The 19302-nt window shown below is 71.4% G+C and carries 14 protein-coding genes; 10 read left to right on the top strand and 4 right to left on the bottom strand.

All coding sequences use genetic code 11. The features are described 5' to 3' along the window. Positions 1-151: 151 nt before the first annotated feature. Positions 152-1126 carry an SGNH/GDSL hydrolase family protein gene (locus DDV73_RS17775; RefSeq protein WP_109508607.1) on the top strand — a complete coding sequence of 325 codons (975 nt, stop codon included), beginning with the start codon at positions 152-154 and terminating at the stop codon, positions 1124-1126. Between the two features lie 69 nt (positions 1127-1195). Here the strand turns inward: DDV73_RS17775 and DDV73_RS17770 are convergent, their stop codons facing one another. Further along, a complete protein-coding gene (locus DDV73_RS17770) occupies positions 1196-1945 on the bottom strand; it encodes a putative protein N(5)-glutamine methyltransferase (protein WP_109508624.1) in 750 nt (249 codons plus the stop codon). A 185-nt stretch (positions 1946-2130) separates the two neighbouring features. On the opposite strand from DDV73_RS17770, the gene DDV73_RS17765 reads away from it, so the two are divergent. From DDV73_RS17765 to zwf, 6 genes are all read left to right on the top strand, one after another. Beyond that, positions 2131-2913, top strand: a complete 783-nt coding sequence (locus DDV73_RS17765) for an ion transporter (protein WP_206050938.1) — start codon at positions 2131-2133, stop codon at positions 2911-2913. A gap of 13 nt (positions 2914-2926) precedes the next feature. Continuing rightward, entirely contained in the window at positions 2927-4810 is a 1884-nt protein-coding gene (locus DDV73_RS17760) for a glycoside hydrolase family 15 protein (protein ID WP_109508606.1), read from the top strand. Between the two features lie 14 nt (positions 4811-4824). Then, complete coding sequence (locus DDV73_RS17755) at positions 4825-8739, top strand: Pls/PosA family non-ribosomal peptide synthetase (RefSeq protein WP_240617341.1); 3915 nt, start codon at positions 4825-4827, stop codon at positions 8737-8739. After that, complete coding sequence (locus DDV73_RS17750; protein ID WP_109508605.1) at positions 8736-10031, top strand: M1 family metallopeptidase; 1296 nt, start codon at positions 8736-8738, stop codon at positions 10029-10031. Before DDV73_RS17755 ends, DDV73_RS17750 begins: the two co-directional genes overlap by 4 nt. A gap of 282 nt (positions 10032-10313) precedes the next feature. Next, entirely contained in the window at positions 10314-11771 is a 1458-nt protein-coding gene (locus DDV73_RS17745) for an NAD-dependent succinate-semialdehyde dehydrogenase (protein ID WP_109508604.1), read from the top strand. Between the two features lie 163 nt (positions 11772-11934). Then, a complete protein-coding gene (zwf, locus tag DDV73_RS17740) occupies positions 11935-13383 on the top strand; it encodes a glucose-6-phosphate dehydrogenase (RefSeq protein WP_109508603.1) in 1449 nt (482 codons plus the stop codon). Positions 13384-13496: 113 nt separating this feature from the next. Here zwf and DDV73_RS17735 read toward each other — a convergent pair whose 3' ends face one another. Both DDV73_RS17735 and DDV73_RS17730 read right to left on the bottom strand, forming a co-directional pair. Continuing rightward, positions 13497-14477, bottom strand: coding sequence for a hypothetical protein (locus tag DDV73_RS17735; RefSeq protein WP_109508602.1), 981 nt, complete (start codon positions 14475-14477; stop codon positions 13497-13499). An 8-nt stretch (positions 14478-14485) separates the two neighbouring features. Then, entirely contained in the window at positions 14486-16102 is a 1617-nt protein-coding gene (locus DDV73_RS17730; protein WP_109508601.1) for a S8 family peptidase, read from the bottom strand. A 30-nt stretch (positions 16103-16132) separates the two neighbouring features. Here DDV73_RS17730 and DDV73_RS17725 point away from each other — a divergent pair, with 30 nt between their 5' ends. Then, on the top strand, positions 16133-17101 hold the full coding sequence (locus DDV73_RS17725) for a DUF2332 domain-containing protein (protein ID WP_109508600.1): 969 nt from the start codon (positions 16133-16135) through the stop codon (positions 17099-17101). Positions 17102-17235: 134 nt separating this feature from the next. Here DDV73_RS17725 and DDV73_RS17720 read toward each other — a convergent pair whose 3' ends face one another. Continuing rightward, positions 17236-18300 carry an alkene reductase gene (locus DDV73_RS17720; RefSeq protein WP_109508599.1) on the bottom strand — a complete coding sequence of 355 codons (1065 nt, stop codon included), beginning with the start codon at positions 18298-18300 and terminating at the stop codon, positions 17236-17238. A 99-nt stretch (positions 18301-18399) separates the two neighbouring features. Here DDV73_RS17720 and DDV73_RS17715 point away from each other — a divergent pair, with 99 nt between their 5' ends. Together DDV73_RS17715 and DDV73_RS28460 are read left to right on the top strand one after the other, a co-directional pair. After that, positions 18400-18933 (top strand): MarR family winged helix-turn-helix transcriptional regulator, encoded by a 534-nt coding sequence (locus DDV73_RS17715; RefSeq protein WP_109508598.1) that lies wholly within the window; start codon positions 18400-18402, stop codon positions 18931-18933. Between the two features lie 106 nt (positions 18934-19039). Next, positions 19040-19285, top strand: coding sequence for a hypothetical protein (locus tag DDV73_RS28460; RefSeq protein WP_109508597.1), 246 nt, complete (start codon positions 19040-19042; stop codon positions 19283-19285). Positions 19286-19302 lie beyond the last annotated feature (17 nt).

The raw sequence follows: 19302 nt of genomic DNA, 5'->3' as shown, positions 1-19302 counted from the left end.
CTGGTTCATCTGGCCAACTCCGGGCTTGCAACACCAAGCCGACACCGTGGCCGCAACGTGTCACAAATTGGGCCTTACGGAGCGCCTCGCTCGGACTTACCGTTGGGTAACCGTAAGCCACTCGGGGGACTACCGAAGGAGCTGTTCGCTGATGTTGCACCGTTCCTTGCCCGCGGCCATCACAGCCGCCGTACTTGCCCTGTTTGCCGGGGTCACCGCCATCACCACGCCCGCCCAGGCCGCCGACCAGTCCGCCCAGCTGGCCGCGCCGTCGTACGTCGCCCTCGGCGACTCCTACGCCTCTGGAACCGGAACCCGCACCTACATCAACGACGGTACGTCGTGCCAGCGGTCGGTCTACGCCTACCCGTCGCTGCTGGCGGCCGCCAAGGGCTACACGCTGAACTTCCGGGCCTGCTCCGGCGCTCGGATCCCCGACGTCAACGGCCAGACCTCCGCGCTCACCTCGACCACGAACTACGTCACGGTCTCGGTCGGCGGCAACGACGCCGGCTTCGCCGACGTGATCACCGAGTGCGCCATGCCCGGCTGGTTCAGCGACTGCAACGGCGCGGTCAACGGTGCCCAGGCCTACATCAACAACACGCTCCCCGGCGCGCTCTCGACGCTCTACGGGACGATCAGGAGCAAGGCGCCGAACGCCAAGGTGGTCGTCGTCGGCTACCCGCGGCTGTTCATGGGCGTGGACTGCAACGCCGGCACCTTCTTCTCGGGGTCGGAGATGACCCGGCTCAACCAGACCGCTGACCTGCTCAACGGCAAGATCTCGGCGGCGGCGTCGGCGAGGGGCTTCACCTTCGCCAACCCGACCTCGGCGTTCATCGGGCACGCGGTCTGCTCCAGCTCCGAGTGGCTCAACGGGCTGTCCAACCCGATCGGGGAGAGCTTCCACCCCAACCGGGCCGGGCACTCCGCGGGCTTCACGCCACTGATCAGCCCGCTGCTGACCGGCGCCGCGGTCGCGGTCAACGGCAAGACGCTGGCTGTCGCCCGCGCATCGGCCGATGACCTCGCCGCCCAGCAGGCCCGGTACGCGGCGGCCGACGCCAAGATCCAGCCGGTGAGCTTCGCGCGGCTGGAGGCCTGGCTGGCTCGCAACCGCTGACCTGCGCCGCTGCGGACGTCGTACGAGCCGGTGGCAGTAGCTGCCGGCACGTATGACGTCCGGGCGCGCTCATCGCGAACCGATGACGACGGTGGCGCCGAGGTTGTCGTCGGTGACGATGCGTGCGTCGAGGCCGGATGCCTCGACGATGTCGAGCGCGGCGGGCGCCTGCCGCTCGCTGGTCTCGGTGAGCAGGGTGCCGCCGGGGGCCAGCCAGTACGGCGCGTCACGCGCGACCCTGCGGAGCAGGTCGAGCCCGTCGGCGCCGCCGTCGAGCGTGGCGCTGGGCTCGTGGTCGCGCGCCTCCGGCGGCATCAGCGCGATCTCGTCGGTCGGGACGTAGGGCACGTTGGCGGCCAGTACGTCCACCCGCCCGGCCAGCGACTCGGGGAGTGCGTCATACAGGTCGGCGGTAGTAACGACCGCTCCGTATGACGCAAGGTTGGTGCGCGCGCAGGCCGTCGCCACCGGGTCGACGTCGGCGGCGTACACCTCGCGTGCGCCGGCTTCCGCCAGCACCGCCGCGATCGCGCCCGACCCGCAGCACAGGTCGACCACCACCGACGACGGGCCCACCAGTGCGGCTGCCTCGCGGGCGAGCACCTCGGTACGGCGGCGCGGCACGAACACGCCCGGCGCCACCGCGATCCGCAGCCCGGCGAACGACGCCCAGCCGACGACGTACTCCAGCGGTTCGCCGGCCACCCGCCGCGCGACCAGCGCATCGAGCTCGGCAGGCGACCCGGCCGCCTCGCTCAGCAGCGCCGCCTCCTCCTCGGCGTACACGCACCCCGCCGCCCGCAACGCCGCCACGATCATCGCGCCCACTTTAGTGTCGTGAGGCCGGAGATCTTGGCGGCTGCCGCGGCCCAGGCACGCACATCGCTGCGTTCTCCTCGCTCGACGTGCCGCTGGCACGCCTTCGCTCGTCGGCCTTGCGCTGCACGCACCTGGACCACGGCAACCATCCAAGAACTCCGGCCTCACGACACTAGGCTGCCCGCATGGCGCGGCGTACGCATGTGGTGACCAAGACCGACTGGTTCATGCTCGCGCTGGCGGTGGTGTCGGTCGGGCTGCTGCTCTACGTGATGTTCTTCGAGCACAGCGACCAGACCGCCCACCGGATCTTCGTCGCCGACGCGGTGATCTGCGGTGTCTTCGCCGTGGAGTTCCTGGCGCGGTGGCGCAAGGACGGCTGGCACGGCCGGTTCATCGCGCGCAACTGGTACGAGATCCTCGGCATGATCCCGATCGCACACCCGGCGCTGCGCGGCTTCCGGCTGATCCGGATCGTGGTGCTCGTGGTCCGGGTTGTTCGCGCGACCGACCGGGTGTTCGGCGAGCGGTTCACCTACCGGCTGGTCGACCGGCTGGCCGAGCCGATCGTGCTGGCCATCAAGAAGCCGATCACGATCGCGGTGATGGACGAGGTCGTGAAGGTTCTGGAGACCGGCAACTACCCGCAGAACCTGGCCCGCTCGCTGGCCGCCAACCAGTCCGAGCTGCGGGCGATCGTGACCGAGAAGATCCGGGAGGACCAGCTCGCCGGCCGGCTGAGGCGGCTGCCGTTCCACGACGAGGTGGTGCAGTCGGTGACCGACACCGCGTTCCGGGTGGTGCTGGCGGTGCTCGCCGACGCCCGGATCGACGCCTTCTTCGCCCACGTCGTCGCCGAGAACCGCGAGCAGATCCGCGAGGCCGTGCAGCTCGGCGTACACGAGGGCAAGGTGCCGGCGACCGGCCAGCTGCCAACCACACCGCAGGGCGTGTCGGCGCACATCTGAGTACGCTCGATCCATGGCCGGCACCCCTCAGGCGTTCCCGCCGATCGGCGACTACGGGTTCCTCTCCGACTGCGAGACCACCGCGCTGGTGGCCCACGACGGCGGCGTCGAGTGGCTCTGCCTGCCGCGGATGGACTCGCCGAGCGTGTTCGGCTCGATCCTCGACCGCGACGCCGGGACCTTCCGGATCGCGCCGGCCGGGGTCGAGGTCCCGTCGGCGCGCCGCTACATCCCCGGCACACTGGTGCTCGAGACCAGCTGGTGGACGCCGGGCGGCTGGCTGGTGGTCACCGACGCGCTGCTGATGGGCCCGTGGCACCACGACGACGAGCGCTCCCGGACCCACAAGCGGGCGCCCACCGACTACGACGCCGACCACGTCCTGCTGCGGCGGGTGCGCTGCGTCAACGGTCAGGTCCAGGTCCGGATGGAGTGCGGGCCGATGTTCGAGTACGGCGCGCGGCCGGCGCAGTGGGAGTACGTCGGCGAGGGCTACCGCGAGGCGGTGGCGACGGCCGAGGGCAGCGCCAAGGGAGGTGACCTGCGACTCCAGCTGACCACCGACCTCAACGTCGGGTTCGAGGGCTCGGTCGCGACCGCGCGGACGCTGCTGAAGCAGGGCGAGGAGCGGTTCGTGGCGCTGAGCTGGAGCGAGCACGCCCCGCCGCGCACGGTCGAGGACGCCGACGACCGGCTGCGCTGGACCGCCCACCACTGGCAGCACTGGCTGGACCGCGGCCGCTTCCCCGACCACCCGTGGCGCACCTTCCTGCAGCGCAGCGCGCTCACCCTCAAGGGCCTGACCTTCGCGCCGACCGGTGCCGTCGTGGCCGCGGCGACCACCTCACTGCCGGAGACGCCGGGCGGGGTCCGCAACTGGGACTACCGCTACACCTGGATCCGCGACACCACCGCGACCCTCTGGGCGCTACACGTGCTGGGCTTCGACTGGGAGGCCAACGACTTCTTCCACTTCGTGTGCGACGTGGCCGAGGCCGAGGGCGGCGATCTGCAGATCATGTACGGCGTCGGCGGCGAGAGGGTGCTCACCGAGCACACCCTCGACCACCTCAGCGGGTACGGCGACGCGAAGCCGGTCCGGGTCGGCAACGGCGCCTACGACCAGCAGCAGCACGACGTCTGGGGTGCGGTGGTCGGCGCGATCGACCTCTACAGCGCCAAGACTGGCCGGATCGGCGACCGCCTCTGGGAGATCGTGCAGACCCAGGTCAGCCGGGCTCTCGAGCGCTGGAAGCTGCCCGACCAGGGCATCTGGGAGGTCCGGTCCGGGCCGCAGCACTTCACCTCGTCGAAGGTGGCCTGCTTCATGGCCGCCGAGGCCGGCTCCCGGCTGGCCGAGAGCCGCGGCGAGGAGAAGCTGGCGGCCGAGTGGCGGGCCGCGGCCGAGGAGATCCGGGCCGACGTACTCGCCAAGGCTGTCGACGACCGCGGCGTGTTCACCCAGCACTACGACACCAAGGCGCTGGACGCGTCGGTGCTGATCATCCCGCTGTTCGGCTTCCTGCCGCCGGACGACCCCCGGGTGAAGGCAACGGTGCTGGCGATCGCCGACGAGCTGACCGAGGACGACCTGGTGCTGCGCTACCGGGTCGAGGACACCGAGGACGGCTTGCACGGCGAGGAGGGCAGCTTCACGATCTGCTCGTTCTGGCTGGTGCACGCACTGGTGCTGATCGGAGAGCTGGAGCGCGCCCACTCGCTGTGCACCAAGCTGCTGTCCTACGCCGGCTCCCTGCAGCTGTACGCCGAGGAGATCGACCCCCACACCGGCCGCCACCTCGGCAACTTCCCGCAGGCCTTCACCCATCTCGCGCTGATAAACGCCGTCTCCGCCCTGATCAAGGCCGAACGCGCCTCCGCGACCGCTGCTGGATAGGTGAAGATGGCAGGGTGACCGCCGAGCTGCTGCCCTCTCTTCTCGGCGGCGAGCGGGCACCGGCGCCACGGACCCTGGTCGACATCTTCGCGGCCACGGTCGCCGCTCACCCGGATGCGCTGGCGGTCGACAGCGGCGTGGAGACGCTGACCTACGCCGAGCTCGACGACGCCGCCACCGAGATCGCCGACCAGCTCGCCGACATCGGCGTACGGCGGGGCGACAAGGTCGGCGTACGCATCAAGTCCGGCACCACCGAGCTGTATGCCGCGATCATCGGCATCCTGCACGCCGGTGCGGCGTACGTCCCCGTCGACGCCGACGACCCCGACGAGCGCGCCCGGGTGGTCTTCGAGGAGTCCGCCTGCGCCGCGGTGATCGGGAACGACCTGGTCATCGCGTCGCGCCGCCCGCCGCCCTCGCCGCTGGTTGAGGAGGTTGCGCAGCAACCGTCGCGAAACCAAGGCGAGGACAACCCCGAGGTCGACGACGATGCCTGGGTGATCTTCACGTCGGGCTCGACGGGGACGCCGAAGGGCGTGACGGTGACGCACCGCGGCGCGGCGGCGTTCGTGGACGCGGAGCGCCGGATGTTCCTGCAGGGTGCCCCGGTCGGGCCGGAGGACCGGGTGATGGCGGGGCTGTCGGTGGCCTTCGACGCGAGCTGTGAGGAGATGTGGCTGGCCTGGGCGTACGGCGCCTGCCTGGTCCCCGCCCCGCGCTCGCTGGTCAGGTCCGGCGTCGACGTCGGGCCCTGGCTGGTCGCCAACGACATCACGGTGGTGTCGACCGTGCCGACCCTGGTGGCCCTCTGGCCGGCCGAGAGCCTGGCCAAGGTGCGGCTGCTGATCATGGGCGGCGAGGCCTGCCCGCCCGAGCTGGCCGCCCGCCTCCAGCAGCCCGGTCGCGAGGTCTGGAACACCTACGGTCCGACCGAGGCCACCGTCGTCGCCTGCGGTGCGCTGCTGGACGGCACCGACCCAGTCCGCATCGGGCTGCCGCTGGACGGCTGGGACCTCGCGGTGGTCGACGCCCATGGCAACCCGGTCGCCGAAGGCGAGCAGGGCGAGCTGATCATCGGCGGCGTCGGGCTGGCCCGCTACCTGGATCCGGAGAAGGACGCCGAGAAGTACGCCGCGATGCCCGGCCTCGGCTGGGACCGTGCCTACCGCTCCGGCGACGTGGTCCGCAACGACCCCGAGGGCCTGGTCTTCGCCGGTCGCGCCGACGACCAGATCAAGCTCGGCGGCCGCCGGATCGAGCTCGGCGAGATCGACGACCAGCTGCTCCGGCTGCCCGGCGTGGCCAGCGCGGCCGCCGCCGTACGCGCCACCAACTCCGGCAACCGGCTGCTGGTCGGCTACCTCACCGTCGACGACCAGTACGACGCAGCCAGCGCCCTCGAGCTCCTGCGGGAGCGGATGCCTGCCGCCCTCGTGCCGCGGCTGGCCGTGGTCGACGAGCTGCCCACCCGCACCTCGGGCAAGGTCGACCGCGACGCGCTGCCCTGGCCGCTCCCGCTGAGTCAAACGGGGAGGGCGGCAGCGGCCACGTCCGGCCTCGCCGGCAACCAGGCCTTGATCGCCGAGATCTGGAACGACGTGCTTGGCGCCGAGGTGACCTCGGCCAAGGACGACTTCTTCGACTTCGGCGGTGGCTCGCTGACCGCCGCACAGGTGGTGAGCCGGCTCCGCGAGCGCTACCCGGAGGTCGCGGTCGGCGACCTCTACGCCAACCCCAAGGTCGGCGCCCTGGCCACCGCACTCGACGAGCTCGCCGGCACCACGGTCAAGCAGGACCGCAAGGTGGCCCCGATCCCGCGCCGGACCCAGGCGAGCCAGGTCCTAGCGCTCGTGCCGCTCCGGGCGCTGGCCGCGATGCGCTGGCTCGCCTGGCTGACGCTCGCCTCGACCATCGGCGAGCGGTGGTTGGACTGGCTGCCGTCGTACCCGTGGTGGCTGGTGGCCGCGCTTGCCGCGGTCTTCATCCTGCCGCCGGGCCGGATGACGCTGGCGGCGCTGCTGGCCCGCGGCGTGCTGGCAGGCGTCCGGCCGGGCGAGCACCCGCGCGGCGGCCGCACCCATCTGCGGATCTGGATCGCCGAGCGGATCCAGGACGAGCTGGCCGCGGCGGCGCTGTCGGGTGCGCCGTGGTTCCCGTACTACTCGCGGCTGCTCGGCGCGAACATCGGCAAGGGCGTCGACCTGCACACGCTGCCGCCGGTCACCGGCTTCCTGACCGTCGGCGACGGCGCCGCGATCGAGCCGGAGGTCGACCTCAGCGGCACCTGGATCGACGGCGACGTCTTCCACGTCGGCGAGATCGGCATCGGCCCGGGAGCCCGGATCGGCGCCCGCAGCACCCTCGGGCCGGGCGCGATCGTCGGCGAGGAGGCGGAGATCGCGCCGGGCTCGCTGGTGATCGGCGAGGTGCCCGACGAGCAGTTCTGGTCCGGCGCGCCCGCCGAGCTGCACACCACCCAGGCCCGCGGCCCGTGGTCCACCCAGCCGCCGCCGCGCGCGTCGATGTGGCTCGGCATGTACGGCGTGCTGGCGTTCGTGATCGCGGCGCTGCCGGGACTCGCCGTACTCACCGGCGCCGCTGTCCTCTGGCCGGCGATCCGTGACACCGACAGCCTGGGCGAGGCGATCGGGGCGGCTTTGCCGCTACTCCCGGTCGCGGTGCTCGCCGGGTACGCCGTACTCACCGTCGCGATCGCGCTGCTGGTCCGGCTGTTCGGGCTCGGCCTGAAGGCCGGCCACCACCCGGTCCGCTCGGCGAGCGGGGTCCGGATCTGGGGCACGCTCCGAGTGCTCGATGAGGCAAGGACCTGGCTGTTCCCGCTCTACTCAAGCGCGCTGACGCCGGCGTGGCTCCGGGTGCTGGGCGCCAGGATCGGCGGCGGTGTGGAGGCGTCGACGGTGCTGCTGATCCCGAGGTTCGCCAACGTCAACGACCACGCCTTCCTCGCCGACGACACCCTGATCGGCTGCTACGAGCTCGGCGGCGGCTGGATCCGGGTCGAGAACGTCAAGATCGGCAAGCGCGCCTTCGTCGGCAACTCCGGAATGGTCTCGGCGGGCCGCAAGGTGCCCAAGGCCTCGCTGGTCGCCGTACTCTCCGCGGCGCCCGCCCGCCGGGAGGTCAAGGCCGGCCAGTCCTGGATGGGCAGCCCGCCCACCAAGCTCCGCCGCACCGGCGGCGACGCCGACTCCAGCCGCACCTACGCGCCGCCGACCCGGCTGAAGGTGGCGCGGATGCTGGTCGAGGTGTGCCGTGTGGTCCCGGTGCTGCTCGGTGCCCTCCTGTACGCCGCCACCGCCGCCGCCCTGCTCGCCCTCGCCGACCGCAGCCTCTGGCTCGCAGTGCTCCTCGGCGGTCCGGTCCTGATCACGGCCGGCCTGGTCGCCGCGGTCGTCGCCGCCCTGGCCAAGGAGCTGCTGGTCGGCCGGCACCGTGCGGGCGAGCACCCGCTCTGGTCGTCGTTCGTGTGGCGCAACGAGCTCGCGGACACCTTCATCGAGGTGCTCGCGGCGCCGTGGTTCGCGGCGGTCACCCAGGGCACGGTCGCGCTCAACGTCTGGCTCCGGATCCTCGGGGCGAAGATCGGCACCGGCGTGTGGTGCGACACCTACTGGCTGCCCGAGACCGACCTGGTCGAGCTGCGCGACGGCGCCACGGTCAACAAGGGCTGCGTGGTGCAGACCCACCTGTTCCACGACCGCGTGCTCAGCATGGACACCGTCAAGCTCGGCGCCGGCGCCACCCTCGGTCCCAACAGCGTGATCCTGCCCGCGGCCCAGATCGGTCGGCATGCGACGGTTGGACCCGTGTCGTTGGTGATGAGAGGCGAGGCGGTCCCGAGCCGGACCCGCTGGATCGGCAACCCGATCGGGCCATGGGACGCTGATGAGGACGCACGGGCATGACCGGCACCGACCCCTATGTCCCGGGCCACGGGGACGCGTCGTACTCGGTCGCGCACTACGACCTCGACCTCGGCTACAACGTCGCCAGCAACCGCCTCGACGGCGAGGCCACGCTGACCTGTCACGCGCCGGAGCCGGTCGCGTCGTTCGCGCTCGACCTGTACTCCCTGCGGGTGGCGAAGGTGTGGGTCGACGAGAAGCCGGCCCGGTTCACCCACCGCGCGTCCCGGGTCGTGGTGCGGCCGGGGTCGCGGGTCTCGGGTGGGTTCACGGTCAGGGTCCGGTACGCCGGCCCGCCGCGCCCGGTGCGGTCGAAGGTGCTCGGTGACGCCGGCTGGGAGGAGCTCGACGACGGCGTGATCGTGGCCTCGCAGCCGCACGGCGCGCCGTCCTGGTTCCCCTGCAACGACCGCCCCGACGACAAGGCGAGCTATGCGGTCTCGATCGCCGTGGCGCCGCCGTACCACGTCGCGTTCAGCGGCGAGCTGGCCTCGACCTCGCGCCGCGGCTCCGCGGTCGCCTGGAGCTTCACCCAGGACGCACCGATGGCGACGTATCTCGCGACCGTGCAGATCGGCCGGTACGCCGTTCGTGAGCAGGAGGGCACCGACGTCCCGATGCGGGTGGTCGCGCCCACCGACCTCGACGGCCCGGCGTACGACGCGAGCTTCGGTCGGCAGCCGGAGATGATGGCGTTCTTCGTCGACCGGTTCGGGCCGTACCCGTTCGCGTCGTACACCGCCGTGGTCACCGACGACGACCTCGAGATCCCGCTGGAGTCGCAGTCGCTGTCGACCTTCGGCCGCAACTTCGCGTCGGCCGAGTGGGACTCGGTGCGGCTGGTCGCCCACGAGCTCGCGCACCAGTGGTTCGGCAACGCCGTGACCCTCGCCGCGTGGAAGGACATCTGGCTGCACGAAGGCTTCGCCTGCTACGCCGAGTGGCTGTGGTCGGAGGAGTCCGGCCTGCGCTCGACCGACGAGTGGGCACGGCACCACCACGCCCGGCTGGCCAAGCTGCCGCAGGACCTGCTGCTCGGCGATCCCGGCCCGGAGCTGATGTTCGACGACCGGGTCTACAAGCGAGGCGCCCTCACCCTGCACGCGCTCCGGCTCGAGGTCGGCGACGAGGTCTTCTTCGACATCCTGCGGTCGTGGGTAGCCGACCACACCGGCGGCTCGATCAGCTCCGGCACCTTCATCGCCCACTGCGCCGCCGCCACCGGCCGCCCGCTCGACGCACTCTTCGACGCCTGGCTCTACGCCCGCTCCCTCCCGCCGCTTACTGCGTGAAATGGCAGACAGCCGCGGGCACTGGGAGGGTGTGCCGGCGGCTGTCGCCTTCAACTCCCGGTGAACAGAGGGAGGGAGCGCTCACCGGAAGGTTTGGATCTGTTCCAGTCTGCCACGCTGACGCCTCAGATCCACATCTGGGAGGTGTGGTTCCACTCACCCGGATTCGTCACATCTCCGGCCGAATCCCGAGCAAGGGCCGCCGCTGGTTGAGGAGGCTGTGCAGCAACCGTCTCGAAACCAAGACCGCTCGACCAGCCGGGGGTGTGTCAGGCTGTGAGCATGTCCGATCTCCTGGAGTTCGCGCAGTCAGATCCGGGTCTGCTGATCGGAGGTGAGTGGCGCGAGGCGCATGCCGGTGGGCGGTTCGCGGTACTCGATCCGGCCGACGGCACCGAGCTGGCCAAGGCGGCCGACGGCAGCGTCCACGACGCGGTCGACGCCCTCGATGCGGCGGTCGCCGCACAGGCCGCGTGGGCGGAGACCGCCCCGAGGGAGCGCGGCGAGATCCTGCGGGCGGGGTACGCCGGGGTCACCGCGCACGCCGATGAGTTCGCCCGGCTGATCAGCCTCGAGATGGGCAAGACGCTGGCGGAGGCCAAGGGCGAGGTGGGGTACGGCGCGGAGTTCCTGCGCTGGTTCAGCGAGGAGGCGGTCCGGGTCCACGGCCGCTGGATGCACGCTCCGGCCGGCGGCTCCCGTCTGCTCACGATGAAGAAGCCGGTCGGCCCGTGCCTGCTGATCACGCCCTGGAACTTCCCGCTCGCGATGGCGACCCGCAAGATCGGGCCGGCGATCGCCGCCGGCTGCACGATGGTGGTCAAGCCGGCCGAGCTGACCCCGCTCACCACGCTGGCCCTGGCCCGGGTCCTCACCGAGGCCGGGCTGCCACCCGGCGTACTCAACGTGGTCACCACGAGCGACTCCGCCGCGCTCTCGAAGGAGCTGATGGCTGACGACCGGCTCCGCAAGGTGAGCTTCACCGGCTCCACCGAGGTCGGCAAGATCCTGGTCAGGCAGAGTGCCGGCGAGCTGCAGCGGCTGTCGATGGAGCTCGGCGGCAACGCGCCGTTCCTGGTCTTCGAGGACGCCGACGTTGCTGCTGCCGTCGACGGCGCGATGCTCGCCAAGATGCGCAACATGGGCGAGGCCTGCACCTCGGCCAACCGGTTCCTGGTCCACGAGTCGGTGGCCGAGGAGTTCGGCGCGCGGCTGGCCGAGCGGATGGCCGCGCTGCGGACCGGCCGCGGCCAGGACGACGGCGTCGACGTCGGCCCGCTGATCAACCCCGACGCCGTGGAGTCGATCGACCAGCTGGTCACCGACGCGGTCCACGACGGCGCGACGCTGCTGACCGGCGGCAAGGTGCCTGACGGCCCGGGCTACTTCTACCCACCGACCGTGCTCTCCGGCGTACCCGAGGACTCGCAGATCAACGGCGTCGAGATCTTCGGCCCGGTCGCGCCGATCTCGACCTTCGCCGACGAGGACGAGGCGGTACGGCGCGCCAACGGCACCGAGTACGGCCTGGTCGCCTACGCCTACACCCGCGACCTGGCCCGCACGATCCGGCTGGCGGAGCGGCTGGAGTTCGGCATGCTCGGCCTGAACACCGGGCTGGTGTCCAACCCCGCCGCGCCGTTCGGCGGCGTGAAGTCGAGCGGCTTCGGGCGCGAGGGCGGGTTCGAAGGGATCGAGGAGTACCTCTCGACGACCTACGTGGGGATCGGAGTCAGTTAGGTCATGTCTCCTTGTCTGTGCCCTGCTGCGCGCCGCCCGGCACGCACGCTGGCTGCGTTGTCGTCAGTCGACAGGCCACCGGCCTGCCTCCCTCCTCCGCCTTGCCATCGCACGCACCGGACGACGCGCCGCGACGGCCCCAGACAAGGAGACATGACCTGATATGACCAGGACCACGGCCGGCAACCCCGGCCCACCGACCACCGTCATCCTGTTCGGGGCGACCGGCGACCTGGCCCGCCGCAAGCTGCTGCCCGGGATGCTGCACCTGATGCGCACCGAGCTGCTGCCGGAGCTGCGGATCGTCGGCACCTCGCTGGAGGACCACGACCGGGAGTCGTTCATCGACTTCGCGCGGAAGGCCATCGAGGAGTTCGCGCCGGACGTCACCGACGGGCAGTGGGACGACTTCGCCAAGAAGCTGTGGTTCGCGCCCGGCGGCAGCGTCGACGCGCTGAAGCGGACCGTCGCTGAGGCCGAGGCGGAGTGCACCGAGTCGCAGACCCGGCTGCACTACCTGTCGGTCCCGCCGAAGGCCGCGCTCTCGGTGATCGAGATGCTCCGCGACGCCGACCTCGCCAAGGGCAGCCGGATCATCATGGAGAAGCCCTTCGGGACCGATCTGGTGTCCGCGAAGGCCCTGAATGCCGCCGTACACAAGGTGTTCCGGGAGGAGCAGATCTTCCGGATCGACCACTTCCTCGGCAAGGAGGCGGCGCTCAACATCCTGGCGCTGCGGTTCGCCAACGGCCTGTTCGAGCCGATCTGGAACCGGCACATGATCAGCAACGTGCAGATCGACATCCCGGAGACCCTCGGGCTCGAGGGCCGGGCCGCGTTCTACGAAGGCACCGGCGCCTACCGCGACATGGTGGTCACCCACCTGTTCCAGGTGCTCGCGTTCATCGCGATGGAGCCGCCGACGGCGCTGGACCCGCACGCGATCACCGAGGAGAAGAACAAGGTCTTCCGGTCGATGCTGGCGATCCGCCCGGAGAACGTCGTCCGCGGCCAGTACGTCGGCTACCGCGACGGCGAGGGCGTCGACCCGGAGTCGGAGACCGAGACGTTCATCGCGCTGAAGTGCTTCGTCGACAACTGGCGGTGGGCGGGCGTGCCGTTCTACCTGCGCACCGGCAAGAAGCTCGCCGAGGGCCAGCGGATCATCTCGGTCGGCTTCCGCGAGCCGCCGAAGTCGATGTTCCCCGAGGGGTCCGGCATCGGCCAGCACGGCCCCGACCACCTCACCTTCGACCTCGCCGACAAGGCCAAGATGTCGCTGTCGTTCTACGGCAAGCGGCCCGGCCCCGGCTTCCGGCTCGACAAGCAGTCGATGCAGTTCTCGGTCGACGAGACCTCGTGGGCGGGCTCTGTGCTGGAGGCCTACGAGCGGCTGATCCTCGATGCGGTCAAGGGCAACCACACGCTGTTCACCACCGCCGACGGAGTCGAGCGGCTCTGGGAGATCTCCCAGCCGCTGCTCGACGACCAGCCCCCGGTGCGCCCGTACGCCGCCGGCTCCTGGGGCCCCAACCAGATCCACCAGCTGATCGCCCCCCGCGCCTGGCGGCTGCCGTTCGAGCGGCGCTGGCGGGACAAGAACGCCACCTGAGCCGTCGCGGGGACGTCATACGGCCCGGTCGCCATTGCTCTCGTTTCGTATGACGTCGTGCGCAACGTCATCCGGCCCGCGTGCAGCAACTCACGGTTCGTATGACGTCCCGCCTATGCCGTCGCGCGGTCGACCCAGGCGGTCACCGCGTCGCGCATCTTCGGGTTGGCGAACTCGTCCGCGCCGGCCACGACTGCTGCCAGCCGCGCGCGCACGGCGTCCCGCGGCTCGGTGTCGTAGAGGGTGTTGACGTCACCGGTGAGCGCGCCGAGCAGCTGCAGCCCGTGCCGGGCGGCCTCCTGACGGAGACCGATCTCGACGGTCTCATCGCTGGCGGCCCGGTCCAGACTGGCGATCACCCACGACCAGGTCAGCCCGCGCGAGGTCCACCAGCCCGCGTCGCGCGAGACGAGCAGGCCGAGCAGTGTGTGCATGAGCCGCCAGCCGGGCTGCTGGCCGAGGTCCGGCGGCCAGGCGCCGACCGCGCACAGCGGCCACGCGACGTTGCCGGGGTGGTCGTCGTCGGGAAGCCGGGGCAGCTGGGTCGCCAGCAGCTCGACCGCGTCCTGCTTGCTGACCACGAGGTCGTCGCGGGCACCGCGCACCGGGGTTGCGGTCAGCACCTGGTCGATCAGCCAGACGGCGGTCGAGAGGTCGACGGCGTCGTCGTCGAGGGCGGCCTGGAGGGTGCGCATCGCGATGACGGGATGGCCGAGGTGCACCAGCGTCGCGAGGGCGCCAGCGGTGACCGCCTTGGCGGCGTACCCGTCGTCCTGCTTGATCAGGCTCAGTGCCTGTACGGCGGAGTCCAGTTGCTGCTGGGCGAGAGAGCGCTCGCTGCTGGCCTTGGTGAGCAGGAAGCCGACGACCGTGGCGACGGTGCCGAGCGCGGCTCCGAGGAACAGCAACAGCGCCTTGAACTGCTCGTCGTTGAACGGCCCGCCGCCCAGTTGCCACAGGTCCGACCGGACCACGACGACCAGCACCAGCGCGTAGAGCGGTACGACGACCAGGCAGACGAACGCCAGCGTGAGCCAGCTGCGGCCGAGCCGGTGCAGCCGATCGCCGAGGCTCCGGCGTCCGCCGGGTCGCATCGCGGGACTCATCCGGCCAGGCCGAGGCACTGGTCGAGCACCCGGCGTGCCCGCTCGACCGCCGCCGGTACGTCGTCCGCCTGCAGGCCACCGTCGTCCCCGCGCAGCAGCTCGTCGGCGAGCCGGCCGGCGACGGTCGGCGCCGCGAACGACGTACCGCTCCAGACGGCGAAGCCGCAGCGGTAGTCGTCGGGGTCGATGGTGCTGCGGCGCCGGCCGAAGTTATCGGACGTCGACACCGGGGTCAGGCCGCCGTGGAACGTGTCCGGCATGGTGCTGACGACCGAGGCGCCCGCGGCCCAGGCGGAGACCCACGGACCGCCGTTGGAGAACCACGCGTCGGTGGCGTCGGGGTTGAGCGCGCCGACCGAGACCAGCGGGACCCGGTCCGGGTAGGCGGTGCGGTCGCCGGTGGCCCACGGCGCGAAGGCCGCGGGGTACATCGGCCGCGTGGTGGCGTCGTTGCCGGCGGCCGCCACCACGATCACGCCGAGCCGGCCGAGCTCGTCCAGCACCCAGGCCAGTGCCGGGTCGGCGGCGGCGTCGGGTGTCTCGTGGTAGTAGCCCATGGACAGCACGAGTACGTCGATCGGCCGGCCGCCGGGCTCGCCCTCGCTGTTGCGGCGTACCAGCTCGGCCAGGTCGCCGAGGGCCGCGATCAGGTCGGACTCGACCACCACGCCGTCCGGATTGACTACGCGGATGGCCAGGATGTCGGCGTCGGGACAGGCAATCCGTACCAGACCGGCCATGAACGTCCCGTGACCGGCGACCGCATCACTGTAGTCGTCGAGCGGCCCGATCAGGTCGCCGGAGATTTCGGGGTCGAAGCCCGCCAGCGTCAGGCCGATCGGCCGGCCGTCGAGGCTCAGGTTGGCCCGGACGGTGTAGTCCAGCCACGGGTGCCGGCCGCAGCCGTTGTCGAGGATGGCCACCACCGGCCGGCGACCGGGCAGCGAGTCGTCGGAACGGCGGTGTGGCGCAGGGCCGCTCCAGATCACCGGCTGCCGGCCACCGCTGCCCTGCCGGACGTAGCTCGCGAACGCGGCGTCGTCACGGGCCGGCGGCGTTGGTGCGGGCGCGGGCGGTGGGCTGGCCGCGTCGCCGGGTGCCGCGGGCGGCTGGGCCTCGGGCTGCGGGGTCGCAGCGGCCTGTTGCGGTTGCCGGGACGAGTGGTAGGGCACCCCGATCACCCCGACGCTCGCGAAGAGCAGGTGGTCGAGCCCGACGCCGGTGAGCTCGTCGGGCGCGGCCAGCGACCGGGCCCACTGCAGGATGGTCCACGCGTCGGGCGGGACGGTGGGGCGGTCGCCAGCCGGGACGATGCGGGTCCGGCGTACCCCCAAGGGACGGTCGGCATCCGCCTCGTCCAGCTCGAGCCGGTAGCCCTGCTCCGCGGCCGCTCGCTGGAGCAGCCCCCACGTCGCGTCCGGCACGCTGGCGGGAATCAGCAGCCGGTCGGCGACGTACGCCGTATTGCGGACCGCCTGCCCGGGCAGCGTCACCGCTTGGAGTGGGTCGAGGATCTTGGCGCCGTAGCCGCTCAGGATGTCCATCGACGGCAGCGGCGGGTCGATGTCTCGGAGCAGGCCCAGGGGCTGCTCGGCCGGCACCTGGCTGCTCATCGGGCCGCCGGCTCCGGCAGCATGTGAGGCATGCGGATATACGACGACATAGTCAGTCAGTATGCCGACTTCGCGACCTACTCGGCGGGGTATTCGGACTGCTTCGCGCAGTGGTGCGCGGGCGTGGCCGGAGACGCTGAGGTGCAGGCGTGGATCGCGACCCTGCCGCCGCTCAAGCAGCAGCCCAACATCGTGTTTGCCGCCGCCCGCTGGCACGGCGTACCCGCTCCCGCGCCGTACGACGCGCTGCGCGACGCACTGCTCGCCGACGACGGGACGATTCGCGCGACCATCCTCGAGCGCCGTACCCAGACCAACGAGGTCGGCCGGCTGGCGAACCTGGCGCCGGTGTTCGCGATGATCGACGGGCCGGTGGCGCTGCTGGAGGTCGGAGCCAGCGCGGGGCTGTGTCTCTACCCCGACCGCTACTCCTACGACTGGACGCCGCTCGGCGGCCTGGCCGGCCCGCCGGACAGCCCCACCCTGCCGTGTCAGGTCGACGGCCCGATGCCGGTGCCGGCCGGACTTCCCAAGGTGGCCTGGCGCGGCGGGATCGACCTCAACCCACTCGACGTCCACGACGAGGACGCGATGGCCTGGCTGACGACCCTGGTCTTCCCGGAGCAGGAGTGGCGCCGCGAGCGGCTGCGGGTGGCGGTCGAGGTGGCGCGTGCCGAGCCGCCGGCCATCAGGAAGGGCAACCTCCTCGACGAGCTGCCCCGCCTGCTCGAGGAGATCCGCGGCTACGGCACCCCGCTGGTCTTCCACACCGCGGTGATCGCCTACCTCGAGCCCGAGGATCGCCGCCGGTTCCACGCGATGATGACGGCCCACGTCGCCGACGGCAGCTGTCACTGGGTCAGCAACGAGTCGCCGCTCGTGCTCCCGGAGCTCCGCCCGCCCGGCGAGTCGATGCACCCCCGCTTCGTCCTCGCCCTCGACGGCCGCCCGCTCGCCTGGACCGAGGGCCACGGCGGCGCCATGACCTGGCTGCCGTGACCGCCGACCCGGCCCGTCTTCACCTTCAGGAGCGCTGACCCGGCCGGTTTTCACGGACGACCCGTCAATACGGGCCGGGTCAGCGTGCTCCGGCGTGAACACGGGGCGTCAACCCGGAGCTCCGCTGGCAGCGGTTAGAGGGCGGGGTAGTCGGTGTAGCCGCGGTGGTCGCCGCCGTAGAAGGTCTCCGGGTCGGCTTCGTTGAAGGGGCCGCCGGCGCGGACCCGCTCGTGCAGGTCCGGGTTGGCGAGGAAGGCCTGGCCGAGGCTGGTCGCGTCGGCGACGCCGTCGGCGACCGCCTGCTCGGCCGCGTCCGTGGTCGCGGGGAAGGAGTCGGGCGTCGGGTGCGGGTTGAGGATCAGCGCGCCGCTCCACTCCTCGCGCAGCCGGGCGGTGACGTCGCGGTTCGCGGACTCCATGATGTGCACGTAGGCGATGTTGGGGAGCTCGCGCACCAGCGCCACGTAGGTCTCGAGAGTCTCGGTCTCCGAGATGCTGTTGTAGGTGTTTCCGGGAGAGATTCGCAGGCCGGTCCGCTCGGGGCCGATCGCGTCCGCGATCGCGCGGGTGACCTCGACCGCGAACCGGATCCGGTTGGCCACGGAGCCGCCGTACTCGTCGGTGCGCAGGTTGGTGTTGGTCGACAGGAACTGCTGGACCAGGTAGCCGTTGGCGCCGTGGATCTCGATGCCGTCGAACCCGGCGGCGATGGCGTTGCGCGCGGCGTTCGCGAAGTCGGCGACGGTCTCGGCGATCTCGGCGACCGTCAGCTCGCGCGGCTCGACCAGGTCGAGCATCTCGGTGCCGGTGAAGGTCTGCTGGTCGGCGCGCACCGCTGACGGCGCGACCGGGTGCATGCCATCCGGGTAGAACGCCGGGTGGCCGATCCGCCCGGTGTGCATGAGCTGGGCGACGATCCGGCCGCCCGCGCTGTGTACGGCGTCGGTGACCTGGCGCCAGGAGTCGACCTGGTCGTCGTCGTGCAGGCCCGGCGTGTCCACGTAGCCCTGGCCGATCACGCTCGGCTGGATCCCCTCGGTGATGATCAGCCCGGCGCCGGCGCGCTGGCTGTAGTAGTCGGCCATCAGGGCCGTGGCGTGGCCCTCCGCCGTCGCCCGGTTGCGGGTCATCGGGGACATCACCAGGCGGTTCGGCAGCGTCAGCTTGCCGACGGACACAGGCTCGAACAAACGGGACATCAGAGGTCTCCTTGTAGAATGTTGGTCAGCCAACTATTGGTCAACCAAGAAACTACATGGCCAACCAAGTAACTACAAGGGGAGTAGCGTCTGACCAGGATGAGCAGCAACACGAACGACACCGAGTGCGACAAGTGGGGATCCGCGACGGCGGCCGCCCACGGTCCGCTCAGCCATGCCATCGTGCGGCTCGCCCGGGTCCACCGGGTGCAGGCCGCGCACCTGCTCCGCGAGCTGGGTCTCTACCCCGGCCAGGAGCTGATGCTGATGCGGCTCTGGGAGCAGGACGATCAGTCCCAGGGTGAGCTGGCCAAGGTTCTCGGCGTCGACGCCTCGACCGCGACCAAGACCCTGCAGCGGCTGGAGCAGGCCGGCGTGGTCACCCGGCGCCCGGCCCCCACCGACCGGCGATCGATGATCGTCTCGCTGACCGCCGCAGGGCGCGAGCTGGCCGGCCGGATCGCGGACGTCTGGGGAGAGCTGGAGACGCGCACCACCGCGGGGCTCTCCGATGACGACAAGCGCGTCGCGCTCCGGCTGCTCGAACGCCTCGAGGACAACCTCTGCGACAGCGACGAATGCCCGACCGAGCTGTCGCCGCTCACCCCGGTCGCCGTCACGCCCACGCGCTGACGGCTTGACCTCAAGCGTCCTTCAACTTCCAGACTCGTGAGTACGCCGATGAGTTTCGGCGGAACTGTCGGTCCCAACTGACAGAGTTCACGACGAAGGAGGGGACATGGCCGTGACCACGACCGCACCCGACCCGAGCCCGACCCCGGAGCCCGGCCAGTCGGGCAAGCCGGCGCGGTCCCTGCCGCGGGCGCTGACGCCGTTCCGGACGGCGGCGTACCGCAGGCTGGCGCTGGCGCTGGTGCTGTCGACCTTCGCCTCCGGTGTCTGGGTGGTCACCCACACGCCCGCGCCTCGTGCAAACGTTCGTGGGGCCGATACGCCGCAGTCGGAGGGTCGTTCGCGGCGCTGACGTCGGCCGGCCTGTTC

Source organism: Nocardioides speluncae (assembly GCF_003121585.1).
Classification (GTDB): domain Bacteria; phylum Actinomycetota; class Actinomycetes; order Propionibacteriales; family Nocardioidaceae; genus Nocardioides; species Nocardioides speluncae.
The sequence above is the reverse complement of the archived record's forward strand: the minus strand, read 5'-3'. Positions and strand labels throughout refer to the sequence as shown.

What these genes read in the sequence shown, in the direction of transcription:
- DDV73_RS17735 (WP_109508602.1), bottom strand. Translation starts at nt 14,477, where the DNA reads ATGCGACCCGGCGGACGCCGGAGCCTCGGCGATCGGCTGCACCGGCTC.
- DDV73_RS17750 (WP_109508605.1), top strand. Translation starts at nt 8,736, where the DNA reads ATGACCGGCACCGACCCCTATGTCCCGGGCCACGGGGACGCGTCGTAC.
- zwf (WP_109508603.1), top strand. Translation starts at nt 11,935, where the DNA reads ATGACCAGGACCACGGCCGGCAACCCCGGCCCACCGACCACCGTCATC.
- DDV73_RS17715 (WP_109508598.1), top strand. Translation starts at nt 18,400, where the DNA reads ATGAGCAGCAACACGAACGACACCGAGTGCGACAAGTGGGGATCCGCG.
- DDV73_RS17770 (WP_109508624.1), bottom strand. Translation starts at nt 1,945, where the DNA reads ATGATCGTGGCGGCGTTGCGGGCGGCGGGGTGCGTGTACGCCGAGGAG.
- DDV73_RS17760 (WP_109508606.1), top strand. Translation starts at nt 2,927, where the DNA reads ATGGCCGGCACCCCTCAGGCGTTCCCGCCGATCGGCGACTACGGGTTC.
- DDV73_RS17745 (WP_109508604.1), top strand. Translation starts at nt 10,314, where the DNA reads ATGTCCGATCTCCTGGAGTTCGCGCAGTCAGATCCGGGTCTGCTGATC.
- DDV73_RS17730 (WP_109508601.1), bottom strand. Translation starts at nt 16,102, where the DNA reads ATGAGCAGCCAGGTGCCGGCCGAGCAGCCCCTGGGCCTGCTCCGAGAC.
- DDV73_RS17725 (WP_109508600.1), top strand. Translation starts at nt 16,133, where the DNA reads ATGCGGATATACGACGACATAGTCAGTCAGTATGCCGACTTCGCGACC.
- DDV73_RS28460 (WP_109508597.1), top strand. Translation starts at nt 19,040, where the DNA reads ATGGCCGTGACCACGACCGCACCCGACCCGAGCCCGACCCCGGAGCCC.
- DDV73_RS17720 (WP_109508599.1), bottom strand. Translation starts at nt 18,300, where the DNA reads ATGTCCCGTTTGTTCGAGCCTGTGTCCGTCGGCAAGCTGACGCTGCCG.
- DDV73_RS17765 (WP_206050938.1), top strand. Translation starts at nt 2,131, where the DNA reads ATGGCGCGGCGTACGCATGTGGTGACCAAGACCGACTGGTTCATGCTC.
- DDV73_RS17775 (WP_109508607.1), top strand. Translation starts at nt 152, where the DNA reads ATGTTGCACCGTTCCTTGCCCGCGGCCATCACAGCCGCCGTACTTGCC.